The organism is Rhodococcoides fascians A44A (genome assembly GCF_000760735.1).
In the GTDB taxonomy this organism is placed as follows: Bacteria; Actinomycetota; Actinomycetes; order Mycobacteriales; family Mycobacteriaceae; genus Rhodococcoides; species Rhodococcoides fascians_E.
This window is the reverse complement of the sequence record NZ_JMEX01000008.1, coordinates 567,904-582,013: the sequence shown is the minus strand read 5'-3', so window position 1 is coordinate 582,013 and position 14,110 is coordinate 567,904. Positions and strand designations below refer to the sequence as shown.

The 14,110-nt window shown below is 66.1% G+C and carries 16 protein-coding genes; 13 read left to right on the top strand and 3 right to left on the bottom strand.

Translation table 11 applies throughout. The features are described from left to right. Window position 1 precedes the first annotated feature (1 nt). Complete coding sequence (locus BH95_RS15030) at window positions 2-481, bottom strand: winged helix-turn-helix domain-containing protein (protein ID WP_033188703.1); 480 nt, start codon at window positions 479-481, stop codon at window positions 2-4. 169 nt (window positions 482-650) lie between these two features. Here BH95_RS15030 and BH95_RS15025 point away from each other — a divergent pair, with 169 nt between their 5' ends. After that, window positions 651-1,145, top strand: coding sequence for a GNAT family N-acetyltransferase (locus BH95_RS15025; RefSeq protein ID WP_019663254.1), 495 nt, complete (start codon window positions 651-653; stop codon window positions 1,143-1,145). On the opposite strand, the gene BH95_RS15020 is transcribed toward BH95_RS15025, so the two are convergent. Further along, entirely contained in the window at window positions 1,135-1,992 is an 858-nt protein-coding gene (locus BH95_RS15020) for a formylglycine-generating enzyme family protein (RefSeq protein WP_080738020.1), read from the bottom strand. The genes BH95_RS15025 and BH95_RS15020 overlap by 11 nt on opposite strands. Before the next feature lie 59 nt (window positions 1,993-2,051). Between BH95_RS15020 and BH95_RS15015 the strand changes: the two genes are divergently transcribed. The 12 genes from BH95_RS15015 (at window position 2,052) to fgd (ending at window position 13,490) form a co-directional block, all read left to right on the top strand. Next, complete coding sequence (locus tag BH95_RS15015) at window positions 2,052-3,413, top strand: sulfatase family protein (RefSeq protein ID WP_037182900.1); 1,362 nt, start codon at window positions 2,052-2,054, stop codon at window positions 3,411-3,413. 82 nt (window positions 3,414-3,495) lie between these two features. Next, window positions 3,496-4,302 (top strand): trehalose 2-sulfotransferase, encoded by an 807-nt coding sequence (gene stf0, locus BH95_RS15010; RefSeq protein WP_027498639.1) that lies wholly within the window; start codon window positions 3,496-3,498, stop codon window positions 4,300-4,302. Continuing rightward, on the top strand, window positions 4,299-5,231 hold the full coding sequence (gene cysD / locus BH95_RS15005; RefSeq protein ID WP_019663258.1) for a sulfate adenylyltransferase subunit CysD: 933 nt from the start codon (window positions 4,299-4,301) through the stop codon (window positions 5,229-5,231). Before stf0 ends, cysD begins: the two co-directional genes overlap by 4 nt. Continuing rightward, window positions 5,231-7,084 carry an adenylyl-sulfate kinase gene (gene cysC, locus BH95_RS15000; protein WP_037182898.1) on the top strand — a complete coding sequence of 618 codons (1,854 nt, stop codon included), beginning with the start codon at window positions 5,231-5,233 and terminating at the stop codon, window positions 7,082-7,084. Before cysD ends, cysC begins: the two co-directional genes overlap by 1 nt. Beyond that, complete coding sequence (locus BH95_RS14995; protein ID WP_037182895.1) at window positions 7,081-7,611, top strand: AAA family ATPase; 531 nt, start codon at window positions 7,081-7,083, stop codon at window positions 7,609-7,611. The genes cysC and BH95_RS14995 overlap by 4 nt, the downstream gene beginning before the upstream one ends. Beyond that, window positions 7,608-8,321, top strand: a complete 714-nt coding sequence (locus BH95_RS14990) for a GNAT family N-acetyltransferase (protein ID WP_019663261.1) — start codon at window positions 7,608-7,610, stop codon at window positions 8,319-8,321. Before BH95_RS14995 ends, BH95_RS14990 begins: the two co-directional genes overlap by 4 nt. A 110-nt stretch (window positions 8,322-8,431) precedes the next feature. After that, window positions 8,432-8,758, top strand: coding sequence for a rhodanese-like domain-containing protein (locus tag BH95_RS14985; RefSeq protein ID WP_020110804.1), 327 nt, complete (start codon window positions 8,432-8,434; stop codon window positions 8,756-8,758). Then, on the top strand, window positions 8,755-9,651 hold the full coding sequence (locus tag BH95_RS14980; protein WP_019663263.1) for an LLM class flavin-dependent oxidoreductase: 897 nt from the start codon (window positions 8,755-8,757) through the stop codon (window positions 9,649-9,651). The genes BH95_RS14985 and BH95_RS14980 overlap by 4 nt, the downstream gene beginning before the upstream one ends. 8 nt (window positions 9,652-9,659) lie before the next feature. Further along, window positions 9,660-11,006 (top strand): LLM class flavin-dependent oxidoreductase, encoded by a 1,347-nt coding sequence (locus BH95_RS14975; RefSeq protein WP_019663264.1) that lies wholly within the window; start codon window positions 9,660-9,662, stop codon window positions 11,004-11,006. Beyond that, complete coding sequence (locus BH95_RS14970) at window positions 11,003-12,022, top strand: aldo/keto reductase (protein ID WP_037182892.1); 1,020 nt, start codon at window positions 11,003-11,005, stop codon at window positions 12,020-12,022. Before BH95_RS14975 ends, BH95_RS14970 begins: the two co-directional genes overlap by 4 nt. Before the next feature lie 22 nt (window positions 12,023-12,044). Then, window positions 12,045-12,413, top strand: a complete 369-nt coding sequence (locus tag BH95_RS14965; RefSeq protein WP_037182890.1) for a YidH family protein — start codon at window positions 12,045-12,047, stop codon at window positions 12,411-12,413. A gap of 63 nt (window positions 12,414-12,476) precedes the next feature. Then, complete coding sequence (gene fgd, locus BH95_RS14960) at window positions 12,477-13,490, top strand: glucose-6-phosphate dehydrogenase (coenzyme-F420) (protein WP_019663267.1); 1,014 nt, start codon at window positions 12,477-12,479, stop codon at window positions 13,488-13,490. A gap of 69 nt (window positions 13,491-13,559) precedes the next feature. Here the strand turns inward: fgd and BH95_RS14955 are convergent, their stop codons facing one another. Further along, window positions 13,560-14,075, bottom strand: coding sequence for a nitroreductase/quinone reductase family protein (locus BH95_RS14955; RefSeq protein ID WP_019663268.1), 516 nt, complete (start codon window positions 14,073-14,075; stop codon window positions 13,560-13,562). Window positions 14,076-14,110: the final 35 nt, after the last annotated feature.

Here is a 14,110-nt window from a genome sequence, read left to right as displayed (position 1 = left end):
TTCACGCGCTGCGGAGGGATACCGGTTCGGTCACCACGCGGATGCCTGGTTCCGGATCGAATCGGTATCCGGTGCCGCGCACCGTGGTCACGAGCCGACCGAACGATCCCAATTTGGTGCGCACTCTCGACAGATGTACGTCCACGCTGCGACCGCCGCCGCTGCGGGTCAGCTCGTCACGTCCGACGACGACCCGCGGGTTGCGCACGAGGTGGGAGAAGATCTCGAACTCGGTGTGACTGAACGACACACTCTGTCCGCCGACGACGACGTCACGTGCAGGCAGATCGATCACCAGTGGCGAGTTGCGGTCGTTGAACCGCACGTCGAATCTCGTCAGGATGCGTGCGTTCGGGGCGAACGTTTCGGTGGTTCGGCGCAGCGCATCCGCGAGCGCGTGCAGTTGCGCCCTGGACAGGCCCTCCAGGGAGGGCGTACCCGTGTCGGAGATGTGCAGCACCACGGTGTCTTCGACAGTCATTCTCTCCCCCCCCGAAATCTTCGGCGCGACGGGTGAGTCCCGACGTCGGTCCATGGAATCTCGTCGACGCGCACTTGGGAAGATATTCGCTCGAGTTGATCGAAAACGAGAGGATCTGCGTGATCGAAACCGTTGACGTGCGCCGGCCCGCGGTGATGGACTTTTCGGCGTGAATGTCGAGAACGACCTGGTGACAGTGGCCCTGCGGACGGAGGAGGTCCCGTGGGACCACGCCGATGCCGAAGCCTTGCGGGCGGCGATGGCCGCGGAAGTCGGGCCGCGGTACGCCGACCGGGCCGCGGACATGGCCCGCACGCAGGCGAACGCCGTCGACCCGGACACTGTGCACCGCACCATCGTCGTCTACGCGGGAGAAACACCCGTCGGGCACGCAGCGGTCCGATGGAACGCCGGTGACCTGGAACTCAAGCGCATGTTCGTCCACCCGGACCACCGCGGAACCGGGGTGTCCACGGCGTTGCTCACCGCGTCGGAGGACGCGGCCCGAGAACTCGGACTGCCGCGGCTGATCCTGCAGACCGGCGACCGCCAGCCCGACGCCGTGCGCCTGTACGAGAAGAGCGGCTACACGCGCATCCCGATCTTCCCGCCCTACGAGGCCATGCCGTTCTCGAACACCTTCGAGAAAGTCTTCACCGACTGAGCCTGAACCCGATGTGGCTGCTGGAGGTGTCCTCCGTGACGCCCGAACGGGCCGAGGTGCGGTATCGCCGGCAGTAACTGGCGTGGCACAGGTGCGACCCGCCGCGGATGACGGCCCGGATGTCGCGGCGGGCGGCGTCGAACGTCCCGGTGGTCCATTCCCAGACGTTGCCGGTGGTGTTGTAGAGGCCGTAGCCGTTCGGCTCGAACGACCGGACGGGTGCAGTGAACACCGTGTCGACGTGCTCGCCGGGGAACTCACCGCGCCACGTGTTCATCCGGTCGAGCGATTCGTCCGCCCCCCAGGGGAACGGTTGCTGCTCCAACCCGCCGCGCGCCGCGTACTCCCATTGCTCCTCGCTGGGCAACGACGACCCGGCCCATGCGCAGTACGCGTCGGCGTCACGCCGGGACACGTGGGTGACGGGGTGATCGGCCACCGGGCTGATCGACGACGCCGGGCCCGACGGCCGCCGCCACGACGCCCCCGAGACGACGCGGAACCACGGCGTCGCGGTGACCGCGGGCGACGAGTCCTCGGCGGGGAGCGATCCGGCGAAGACGAGGGAATCACCGAACTGTTCGGCGTCGGTGACGTAGCCGGTCGCGGCGATGAACGCATCGAACTCGGCAACGGTGACCGTCGTCGGCGCGATAGAGAACGCCTCGACTTCGACGCGGCGGACCGGCCCCTCCAGATCGGCCGGATACGCCAGGGGATCCTCCGATCCCATCAGGAACGTCCCACCCGGCACCTCGATCAGCACGCCCGGCTCGGCGCCGCGCTCGGGAAGGTCCCGACGCCCACTGGACTCGTCGCGATCGGGCGCACAGCATCCACCGCTCATACCCCCATGCTGCCACCTGTCCCCCTGAGCGAGGGCCGGACATGTGCTAGGCAATAGGAATGACGAAAGAGAACGTCCTGCTGATCCACTGGCACGATCTGGGGCGGCATCTCGGCGCATACGGGCACCGCTCGGTATCGAGCCCGCGGGTCGACGCGCTTGCCGCGGAGGGCTTTCTATTCACGCACGCGCACGCGACGGCGCCGTTGTGCTCACCGTCGCGAGGGTCGCTCTTCACCGGCCGCTATCCGCACAGCAACGGGTTGGTCGGATTGGCTCACCACGGGTGGGAGTACCGCCCCGGTGTGCAGACCTTGCCCGCGCTGCTCGGTGAATCCGGTTGGCAGACGGCCCTGCTCGGCATGCAACACGAGTCCTCGTTTCCGTCCCGGCTGGGTTTCGATTCCTACGACGTCTCCAACTCGTACTGCGAGTACGTCGTGGAGAAGGCCGACGCCTGGTTGCGCGAGGATCGCACCGAGCCGTTCTTCCTGACCGCGGGATTCTTCGAGACGCACCGTCCGTACCCCGCCGAGCGGTACACCCCGGACGACGCCGATGCCGTGGAGCTTCCCGACTACCTGCCGGACACGCCGGAGGTCCGCGAGGACCTCGCCGAGTTCCACGGATCGATCACCGTCGCCGACGCTGCCGTGGGCGAGCTGCTCGACACACTCGCCGAGACGGGCCTCGACCGTTCGACGTGGGTCGTGTTCATGACCGACCACGGTCCGGCGTTTCCCCGAGCGAAGTCGACCCTGTACGAGGCAGGGACGGGGATTGCGTTGATCGTCAGACCACCGACCGATCGCGGTCTGGCGCCCCGGGTCTACGACGATCTCTTCAGCGGCGTCGACCTGGTGCCCACCCTGCTCGACCTCCTGGGTGCACCCGTGCCCGACGAGGTGGAAGGGCTCTCGCACGCAGCCAACCTCGCGTCGGGACGCGCGCCGGTGCGCGACGAGGTGTTCACCTCGAAGACTTACCACGATTCCTTCGACCCCATCCGCGCCGTGCGGACGAAGGATTTCAGCTACATCGAGAACTACGCCGAACGTCCCGTACTCGACCTGCCGTGGGACATCGAGGAGAGCCCGTCGGGCCAGGCCGTGGCCGAATCGGTGCGCTCACCGCGTGCGCCCAACGAGCTCTACGATCTGCGCAGCGACCCGGGCGAGACAGTGAACCTGCACGAGGATTCGGAGTACCGTGCCATTGCCGAGGACCTGGCTCTGAGGTTGCACACGTGGCGTGAATCCACGCGTGACGTGATTCCGTCGGACTTCGTCGGGTCGCGCATTTCCGACCGCTACACCCACGACTACCTCGTCACGAAAGGCCTGAAACTGCCGTCGCGGTCTCCGCTGTCGTCCGAGCGCGGGATAGCGGAGGGTACGCAGGACGGTACCGCTGCACACTGAGTTCGGTTTGGCAATGGTTTGACGCAACAGGATCGAAAATCCTGTTGTGCAAAGTGTTTCGCGTGTGTCTAGTATTCCCGGCATGAGCGATCAGCCGCGTTCGTACCTCGTCCTCGCGTCACAGCGAAGCGGAAGCACCCTGCTCGTCGAATCGCTTCGTGCAACCGGGCAGGCGGGCGAGCCACAGGAGTTCTTCCAGTACCTCCCGAGCACGTCGCTGGCGCCTCAGCCGCGTGAGTGGTTCGCCGGCGTCGACGACGAGAACATCCTGAGATTGCTCGCGCCGTGGAAGCCCGGAACACCGTCCACGGAGACGCCGCAGGAGTGGCGCGCCCGAATCCTCGATGCCGGGCGCACCCCGAACGGAGTGTGGGGTGGCAAGCTCATGTGGAACCAGACGCCGCTGCTCACCGCATGGGCCGACGGATTGGCAGGCCGGCAGGCCGACGATCCGGACGCCGGCGACCTGAAGACTGCCATCGAGGACGTACTGGGCCCGGACGTTCTGCTGGTGCATGTCGCACGGAAAGACACTGTGGCGCAGGCGGTTTCGATGTGGCGCGCCGTGCAGACCCAAGTGTGGCGTGGCCGTGCCGACCCGGAGGTGGACGCTCGCGCCGAGTACAACGCCGACGGCATCGCTCATCTCCACGCCATTCTGGAGGATCAGGAGCGGCAGTGGGCGCGATGGTTCGGCGAGGCCGGTGTCGAACCCCTCGACATCGACTACCACGAGCTGGCATCGGACACGACCGGACAGGTCGCCAGGGTGCTCGTCGCCTTGGGGCTCGATCCGGAGTTGGCGCCGCCGCCCGCCCTGCAGCGGCAGGGCAACGACAGGTCGAACGACTGGATCGAGCGTTACCGCGCAGAAAGGATTTCAGTATGACGACCACCGACGAGGTGACCCCCGACGTCACTCACGTGGACGAGCTCCGCGTTCTCGAAGCCGAGGCCGTGCACATCATCCGCGAGGTGGTGGCCGAACTCGAACGTCCTGTTCTCCTCTTCTCCGCGGGCAAGGACTCGATCGTTCTCCTTCGTTTGGCGGAGAAAGCGTTTCGTCCGTCACCGCTTCCGTTCCCGGTGATGCACGTGGACACCGGGCACAACTTCCCCGAGGTCATCGAGTTCCGTGATCGCAGGCTCGAAACGGCGGGACACAGACTGATCGTCGCCTCCGTGCAGGAATCCATCGACTCCGGGCGTGCGAGCGAGATCGGTGGCCCCAACGGCTCGCGGAACCGACTGCAGACCAGAACGCTGCTCGACGCCCTCGAGGCGGGCCGGTTCGATGCTGCCTTCGGCGGTGCGCGACGCGACGAGGAACGGGCACGTGCCAAAGAGCGCGTACTGAGTTTCCGAGATGCATTCGGGCAGTGGGATCCTCGTGCGCAGCGGCCCGAGCCGTGGTCGCTGTACAACGGCCGAATCAGACGCGGCGAGCAGGTGCGCGTGTTCCCGCTCAGCAACTGGACCGAACTCGACATCTGGCGGTACATCGAACTCGAAGGCCTCGAGCTCCCGTCGATCTACTTCGCGCACGAGCGCGAGGTGTTCGCCCGAGACGGAATTCTTCTCGCCACATCGGAATTCACATCTCCAGCAGAGACCGAACAGGCTGCGACGGAATGGGTTCGATACCGCACCGTCGGTGATCTCACCATCACCGGCGCCGTCCGCAGCCATGCAACCGACATCGCCGGAGTGATCGGGGAGATCTCGGCCGCGACGGTATCCGAACGGGGAGAGACGCGCGCCGACGACCGGACTTCGGTGGCCGCGATGGAAGATCGCAAGCGCGAGGGGTACTTCTGATGACACGGCAACTACTGCGACTGGCAACCGCGGGCTCGGTCGACGACGGCAAGAGCACGCTCATCGGACGGCTCATGTTCGACACCGACAGCCTACCCCTCGATCACCTCGAAGCAGTGACGCGCGACGACGGTGTCCCCGACCTCGCGGCCCTGTCCGACGGATTGCGCGCCGAACAGGAACAAGGCATCACCATCGACGTCGCCTACCGGTTCTTCTCCACCGAGAACCGCAGCTACATCCTCGCCGACACACCGGGTCACGAGCGGTACACCCGCAACATGTTCACCGGCGCATCGACCGCACACGTCGCCGTTCTCCTCGTCGACGCCCGGGCAGGCGTACTGCGGCAGACCAGACGGCACGCACGGATCTCGTCGCTGCTCGGCGTCCGGCACCTGGTCGCCGCCGTCAACAAGATCGATCTGATCGACTATGCGGAAGACAAGTTCCGTGACGTCGAAGCCGAGCTGCACACGCTCGCCGGCCGTCTCGGCGCCACCGATCTGACGGTGATCCCACTCGCGGCCAAGGACGGCGACAACGTCGTCCACCGATCGACCAACACCCCGTGGTACACCGGCCCCACCTTGCTCGAGTACCTCGAATCCGTCGAACTCGTCGCTCCTGCAACAAGTCCGGAGGAACTGCGCCTTCCCATCCAATGGGCGTCGCGACCCACGGCGAACGAGCGGCGACGCTACACCGGTCGCCTGTCCGCCGGAACGCTGCAGGTCGGTGACGCCGTGGTGGCACTGCCGTCCGGAGCGCGCAGTACCGTCACCGCGCTCGACACACTCGACGACAACCGCTCCACCGCGGTGGCACCGCTCTCGGTGTCCATCTCCCTCGCCGACGACATCGACATCGGTCGCGGCGACGTCGTCGTCAGCGGCGCCGAGGCCGCACACGTTCCGGTCCTCGCCCGCGAGATCGAGGCAACCGTCTGCTGGTTCGGCGACACCCCGCTGCGCGCCGGTGATCGCGTCGCGCTCAAGCACACGGCGTCGACCGTGCGTGCGACCGTGCAGGCACTGCACTCCCGGCTCGATCCCGAAACTCTCGACGAGCAGGATCAACCGGTCGAACTGACGCTCAACGACATCGGCACCGTGACACTGCGAACGTCCTCGGTGATCCTCGCCGACCCGTACACGGACAACCGCGACGCCGGTGCCTTCATCCTCATCGACGAGACGTCGAACGACACCGTCGGCGCAGGCACGATCTCCGAGGCCCGCGAGGTCAAACCCGGCGAACAGACCCGCAACGACATCAAATGGCACCCGTCGGCTCTCGACCGCGCCCACCGATGGTCGTCCACCGGTCAACACGGAGCGACGGTGTGGTTCACCGGGTTGCCGGCGTCGGGCAAATCGACCGTCGCCGTCGCACTGGAGCGCGCGCTCGTCGAATCGGGCCGCGCTGCATATCTTCTCGACGGCGACAACGTCCGGCACGGACTGTCCGACGACCTCGGATTCACCCCGGGCGACCGAGCCGAGAACATCCGACGCGTCGGGCATCTGACGAGGCTGCTCGCCGACGCAGGCGTCGTGGCCATCGCATCCCTCGTCTCGCCTCTCGAATCCGACCGTGCCATCGCGCGCGCCCTCAACGACGCTGCAGGACTCACCTTCGTCGAGGTCGCCGTCAGCACGCCGCTCGAAGAATGCGAGCGCCGCGACCCCAAGGGTCTGTACAAGCGTGCCCGCGCCGGCGAACTCAAGGGACTCACCGGCATCGACGCGCCCTACGAGCCGCCGTCGTCGCCCGACCTGACCATCGACACCACCGGCGCCGACATCGACGACCTCGTGGCCCAGGTCCTCGCCGTGCTCGACCGGGGGTGAGCACACTCGTCGTCCTCGCCGGACTTCCGGCCACCGGGAAGACGACGGTGGCGCGGGAAGTCGCGTCCCGTCTTCAGTGGCCGTACCTGCGACTCGACACGATCGAGCACCGCATCACCACCGCGGGAATCGTCCCGGGGACGGTGGGGTACTCGGTGCTGTACGCGCTGGCGGCCGATCAGCTCGCCGTGGGGGTGCCCGTGGTGGTCGACAGCGTGTCGCCGGTGGCCGCGTCGCGCGACGCATGGCGGAAGGTGGCGTCGGAAACCGGAGCCGAGATCGTCCTGATCGAGGTGGCCTGCTCCGACGTCGACGAGCATCGCCGACGCGTTCGGACGCGCGACGTCGGCATTCCTGGGCTGGCGGTGCCGACGTGGGCCGACATCCAGGGCCGCGACTACGAGCCGTGGACATCCGCGCATCACGTCCTCGACACGGCAGGCCATTCGGTGGAGGAATCGGTGGAGCAGGTGCTGCGTTGGATCGATGTGATGAAGGGCAGAGAGTTCTCGAAAGGCACACGGTGAGCATCAACTTCCTCGACGAGCAGGCGGGTCACCCGCTCGACGATCCGATTCGCAGTTCACTGCTGGGGGCGCACGCCAGGTTCGCGCGCACGGTGGGCCGCAGTTTTCGCTTCGACCCGGAGGTCGCGCCGTTTCTCGGCCACCCGCCCGTGCTCGAGCAGTCCGATTGGAACGACATCGTCGAACTGTTCGGACACGGTGAGATCGTGTCGCTGCGCGGCACCGGGCACGTGATTCCCGACGGCTGGGAGCTGATCGACCAGTTCGGCCTCGTCCAACTCGTCGGGACTCATCTCGAGACCCGGCCGTACGCGGATGCCGTCGTACTCGGCGCACCCGACGTTCCGGAGATGCTGGATCTCGTCGACCGCACCAAGCCGGGACCGTTCCTGCCGAGGACGTTCGAGCTCGGAACCTACCTCGGGATCCGCGACGCCGACGCCGGGGGTGCGCTGGTCGCGATGGCGGGGGAGCGGATGCACCCGCAGGGGTGGACCGAGATCAGCGCGGTGTGCACCGATCCGGCCTACCGCGGTCGTGGCCTGGCCACCGAACTCGTGCGTGCCGTCGGGCACGGTATCCGGGAACGCGGCGAGAAGCCGTTTCTGCACGCGTCGGCGTCGAACGAGAACGCCATCCGGTTGTACCTGTCCATCGGATTCGAGCTGCGCCAGCGTTCGGAACTGACGTTGGTACGCACTCCGGCCTGAGGTGTCCATTCGACTCAGGCTGATCCCAATCCTTTTTCCTACCCGGTCCGTGGGGAAAGATAGTTGGTTGATTCAGGCAAGTAACGCCACCTTTTCGTGAAAGAAGGACCATGAGCTCGAACGACGCATCACTGATCTCTCCCGCCGAGGCAGCTTCCGCCACCGCGACATTGATCGACGTCCGAAGTGAGAAGTCGCGAATCGAGTTCGGCACCGTCGCCGGAGCCGTCGTCGTCGACAAGGCTGCCGTCGAGGCCGAGTTCGGCGCCGCCGACCGTGATCGCGACGAGCCGATTGTCGTGTTCTGCGGATCCGTCAAGGGCTCGGGCCCCGTCGTCGACGAACTGAAGGGGCTCGGCTACACCAACGTCTCGCACGTGGACGGTGGGTTTCCTGCACTGAAAGAGCACGGCGTCCCGACGGTGCACACGCAGTGAGCACAGGAAACGGACTACTTCTGGCTGTCGAACTGGACGGCCGCAACGAATCGCCCAGGGCACTGAAGGAAGCGGTGACGGCCGCCGAACGCGCCGGGTTCACCCTCGTCACGTTCGGGGATGCGCTCGTTCCCGAAGCCGACGAGGAATACCGCATCGACGCAGGCACTCGTGCCGCGTTCGTCTCGTCCACGACGTCGACGATCGGACTGGGGCCGACGGTCCACACGCTCACCACCGAGCCGTTCTTCCTCGCCACCCAGCTGGCGAGCCTCGATCACACCTCGCACGGACGCGGTGCCTGGGTCGTCGGCGCCGACAATCGCAGCGCAGCCCACGATGCAGTGGGGACCGACGTGCGCGACGCCGACGCGATCACGCGGGAAGTACGCGACGTCGTCGATCTCGCACGGCGACTGTGGGATTCGTGGGAGGACGACGCCGTCATCCGCGACACCGCGACCGGCAGGTACCTCGACCCGGACAAGGTTCACCACGTTCGATTCGAAGGAGAGTTCTTCGACGTCGTCGGACCACTCATCACTCCGCGCTCGCCGCAGGGTCAGATCGTCGTCATCGGTCGCGCGGACCTCGGTATCGCCGATCTGCTCGACATCGTCCTCGTCGACGATCCGACCTCGGCCGCCGAGCACGACCGGCTGGTGTTCGCGGATGTGTCCGTGACGGACGATGTTTCGCCGCTCGTCGGTGTCGTCGACGGAGTGCGGTTCACGCCGGCATCCGCCGAGGAGCTCGGTGACCTGATCGACAGGGTCGCGCCCGCACTGGCCGAGGCAGGGGTACTGCGCCGCCCGGAACCGGGCCGCACACTCCGAGAGAACCTCGGACTCGACCGTCCCGTCAGCCGCTACGCCGTGACGGCACAGAACTAGGAGAACTCTTGTCGACCATCGACAGCCATCCCGACACCGGTGCCGCCTACGACGAGAACGCGCAGATCCACCTCGGAGTCTTCTACCCCGGCATCGGTGCCCAGACCGTGTGGGAGGACCCGAACGCCCCCGACCAGGTCGCCACGGACACGTTCGTCGAGGTCGCGCAGAAGCTCGAACGCGGACTGTTCGACGCCTTCTTCCTCGGTGACGGCCAGCGCGTTCGCGAGAACCGCGGCGCCATCCTGTCCACCGACATCGCGGGCCGGCCCGACGCCATCACCCAACTCGCGGCACTCGCGAGCGTCACCGAGCGCATCGGGCTCGTCGCAACGCAGAACACCACGTACAGCCTGCCGGTCGAACTTGCTCGGCGCCTCGCGAGCCTCGACGCGCTCTCCGAGGGGCGCGCAGGCTGGAACATCGTCACCACCGACAATGCCTGGACCGGTGAGAACTTCCGGCGTGGCGGGTGGCTCGCCCACGAACGTCGATACGAGCGCGCAACACAGGTCGTCGAACTCGCCAAGCAGTACTGGGCCGGTGAGAAGATCGGCTCGGACACCGACCTTCTGACAGCGCACGCGACGCCGAACGTCCCAGCCAGCGCGCAAGGTCGACCGATACTGTTCCAGGCCGGCGACTCGACGGGCGGCCGCGATCTCGCTGCGCGTCACGCCGACGTCGTGTTCTCGGCCAACAACGCCTACGACGACGCCGTCGCCTACGCACGCGATCTCCGCACCAGGACCGCGGCGTTCGGGCGGGCGGCGGATGCCGTGAAGATTCTGCCCGGCGTGACCGTCGTCCTCGGGGACACGCCCGACGAGGCCGAGGAGAAGGTCCGCTGGCTGCGATCCAACGCGCACAACGGTGTTCGCGCCATCGCGTTCCTGGAACACTACTGGGGCAAGGACCTGTCGGCGTACGACCCGGAGGGTCCGCTCCCGGACATCGATCCGGTGGACTCCGAGCTCGATCCATCCAGGGGCACGCTGTCGATCGACGCGCGCACCGGAAAGTTGGATCAGATCGAGCGGTGGCGAAAGCTGGCGTCGGACAAGGGGTTGTCCATCAGAGAGCTCGTTCTCGAAGTGTCGCCCGCGTCGCGTTTCCACTCGGGTACGCCGGCCCAGGTTGCCGACCGCTGGACCGAGCTGGTGCGCCACCGCGTCGTCGACGGATTCAACATCAATCCCTATCACCTGCGCGACGGTATCGACGACCTCGTCGACAAACTTGTTCCTGCCCTTCAGGAACGTGGTGTCCACCGCACCGAATACACATCCACCACATTGCGTGGCCACCTCGGTCTGGACGACGAGCACGCCGCATCGGACCGGAAAGCATCATGACCTACTCAGCAGCAGAGAACCGTTACGACAACGCGCAGTTCCGCCGCAGCGGTAGAAGCGGATTGAAGCTTCCCGAGTTCTCCCTCGGTCTGTGGCAGAACTTCGGCGACAACCGACATTTCCAGACCCAGCGCGAGATCATCCTCCGTGCGTTCGATCTGGGCATCACGCACTTCGATCTCGCCAACCGCTACGGTCCGCCGTTCCGTGCCGCGGAGAAAGTGTTCGGTCGGGTGCTCGGCAGCGATCTCGGGAAGTACCGTGACGAGATCGTCATTGCGTCGAAGGCGGGCAACCCCATCGGCGCGAGCCCGTACCTGGTCGGTGGCGGGCGGAAGACCCTGCTCGATTCCATCGACATCACCCTGCGTGACCTGGGAGTCGATCACGTCGACATCTTCTACTCGCACAGCCCGGACCTCGACACGCCGCTGGACGAGACCATCGGAGCCCTGGCCTCCATCGTGGCGCAGGGCAAAGCCCACTACATCGGCATCTCCAACTACACCGCCGAGCGTGCTCACGACGCGGCGATCATCGCGGAAAAGCTGGGCACACCACTGCTCGTGCACCAATCCAGGTACTCCATCTTCGATCGGACCGTCGAACGGAATGGCCACCTGGACACCGCAGCTCAGGACGGCACCGGTGTGGTCGCCTTCTCGCCGCTGGCACAGGGACTGCTCACCGACAAATATCTGCAGGGCACCGTGCCCGCGGATTCACGCGCCGCCGACAGTGCTTTCCTGAATGCCGACGACATCTCCGACGTCTACGTCGAGCGAGCCGCCGCGCTGAACAAGATTGCGCAAGCACGTGGTCAGTCGTTACCTCAGCTGGCGTTGCAGTGGGTTCTTCGCCGTCCGGAGGTCACCACCGCCCTCATCGGTGCGAGCTCGACAGCTCAACTCGAACACAACCTGGCAGCAACCACTTTCGCCGATCTGGACGACGCCGAGCTCGCCGCCATCGACGAGCACGGAGTGCACGGAACGGTGCTGCGCCCGAAGAAATAGCGGTTCCAGCCGATGGTGCATCATGTGGAGTGTGACCGACGAGCCGCCTGTTGGACCGCCCGCCCGCCCGGACGAACGATTCACCCTGGCCAGCGAGCGCACCTTCCTGGCGTGGATGCGCACGTCGCTCGGTTTGCTCGCGGGCGGCATCGCCATCGTCCACCTCGTTCCCGATTTCAGTACCGGATGGGTTCGCACGACGCTCGGACTGGTCCTGATCGGCATGGCGGCGTCGGCTGCCGTCGTCGGATTGCGACGCTGGTTGCAGGTCCGTCGGGCACTCGAAGCCGGAGCGCCGATGCCCGACGCCAAAGATCTCTGGATGTTCGCCGTCGGAATCGGTGCAGTTGCCGTAATGGCCGGAATTGTCACGGTGCTGGGGATCCACTAGCCCACCGTTTCCGTCGGGAGTGCACAATCGAAGGATTAGTGACATTCGACAAGGGAGCAGCGCGTGGCACAGGCTTTGAAACTGGGATACAAGGCGTCGGCGGAGCAGTTCGGACCGCGCGAGCTCGTCGAACTCGGTGTTCTCGCCGAGCAGCACGGCATGGACTCGGCGACGGTCAGTGACCACTTCCAGCCCTGGCGGCACGAAGGCGGACACGCACCGTTCTCGTTGGCATGGATGACGGCCGTCGGTGAACGAACCAAGACCATCCAGCTCGGCACCTCGGTCCTCACCCCGACCTTCCGCTACAACCCCTCCGTCATCGCCCAGGCATTCGCCACGATGGGCTGCCTGTACCCGGGGCGAATCATGCTCGGCGTCGGCACCGGCGAAGCACTCAACGAAATCGCCACCGGATTCACCGGAGAATGGCCCGAATTCAAGGAACGCTTCGCGCGCCTCCGCGAATCCGTGCGCCTGATGCGAGAACTGTGGCTCGGTGACCGCGTCGACTTCGACGGCGAGTACTACACCACCAAGGGTGCATCGATCTACGACGTCCCCGAAGGCGGAATCCCCGTCTACATCGCCGCGGGCGGACCCGTCGTCGCCCGGTACGCAGGCCGCGCAGGCGACGGCTTCATCTGCACTTCCGGCAAGGGCATGGAGCTCTACACCGACAAGCTGCTTCCCGCCGTCGAAGAGGGCGCAGGCAAAGCCGAACGCGACGCAGGCGACATCGACAAGATGATCGAAATCAAGATCTCCTACGACACCGACCCGGACCTCGCGCTGGAGAACACCCGATTCTGGGCGCCACTGTCACTGACCCCGGAGCAGAAGCACTCCATCGACGACCCGATCGAAATGGAGAAAGCAGCCGACGAACTGCCCATCGAGCAGGTCGCCAAGCGGTGGATCGTCGCCTCCGACCCCGACGAGGCCGTGGAGAAGGTCAAGCAGTACACCGACGCGGGCCTGAACCACCTCGTCTTCCACGCCCCCGGACACGACCAGAAGCGCTTCCTCGAACTCTTCGAGCGCGACCTGTCGCCGCGGCTGCGCAAGTTGGGTTAGTTCGACCGCTCCCCGCCGGCATGGATGTGCCACCGCAACGCGTAGGCGGTGGCACATCCATGCGGGTGGTCAGGGCTGCACGGCCGCCAGTTCGAACATGCGCATGTCCCGGTCGGTGCGGTTCTTGTACTCCCCGTAGACGCGGACCATGTCGTTGAACGCCGCGTAGATGCGAGCTTTCTCCGCGCCGACGACGGGGGTGGCGGTGACGGGGATCTTCTTGCCCCCGATGGCGACGGTGGCGTTGGGGTCGGCGAGGAGGTTCGACGTCCATGCCGGGTGGTGCTGTTGCCCGAAGTTGCTGCCGACGACGTACAGCTTGTCGCTCTCGCGGTAGTACAGCAGCGGGGACGTTCTGGGTCGACCGGATTTGCGGCCGGTCGTCGTCAGAAGCACCACCGGCGCGGCGATGGGACCGAGGATCGTGAACCGGCCGTTCGTTCGCTCGAGCAGCCTACGGTCGACGCCTGCGAGGTTCCGGATCACCCACGATCCTGGTTTGGTCGCGGCGAACGCGACGGCGGGTGTGCGGATGAAGCTCGTTTCGCTGCCCCAGCGCACATCGGGAAACGGTGATTCGGCCATGACCGATCTGACTACCGCAGGTCACCTTCTGTCAA

What these genes read in the sequence shown, in the direction of transcription:
- BH95_RS14985 (WP_020110804.1), top strand. Translation starts at nt 8,432, where the DNA reads ATGAGCTCGAACGACGCATCACTGATCTCTCCCGCCGAGGCAGCTTCC.
- BH95_RS14965 (WP_037182890.1), top strand. Translation starts at nt 12,045, where the DNA reads ATGTGGAGTGTGACCGACGAGCCGCCTGTTGGACCGCCCGCCCGCCCG.
- stf0 (WP_027498639.1), top strand. Translation starts at nt 3,496, where the DNA reads ATGAGCGATCAGCCGCGTTCGTACCTCGTCCTCGCGTCACAGCGAAGC.
- BH95_RS15030 (WP_033188703.1), bottom strand. Translation starts at nt 481, where the DNA reads ATGACTGTCGAAGACACCGTGGTGCTGCACATCTCCGACACGGGTACG.
- BH95_RS15015 (WP_037182900.1), top strand. Translation starts at nt 2,052, where the DNA reads ATGACGAAAGAGAACGTCCTGCTGATCCACTGGCACGATCTGGGGCGG.
- cysC (WP_037182898.1), top strand. Translation starts at nt 5,231, where the DNA reads ATGACACGGCAACTACTGCGACTGGCAACCGCGGGCTCGGTCGACGAC.
- BH95_RS14970 (WP_037182892.1), top strand. Translation starts at nt 11,003, where the DNA reads ATGACCTACTCAGCAGCAGAGAACCGTTACGACAACGCGCAGTTCCGC.
- BH95_RS15020 (WP_080738020.1), bottom strand. Translation starts at nt 1,992, where the DNA reads ATGAGCGGTGGATGCTGTGCGCCCGATCGCGACGAGTCCAGTGGGCGT.
- cysD (WP_019663258.1), top strand. Translation starts at nt 4,299, where the DNA reads ATGACGACCACCGACGAGGTGACCCCCGACGTCACTCACGTGGACGAG.
- BH95_RS14955 (WP_019663268.1), bottom strand. Translation starts at nt 14,075, where the DNA reads ATGGCCGAATCACCGTTTCCCGATGTGCGCTGGGGCAGCGAAACGAGC.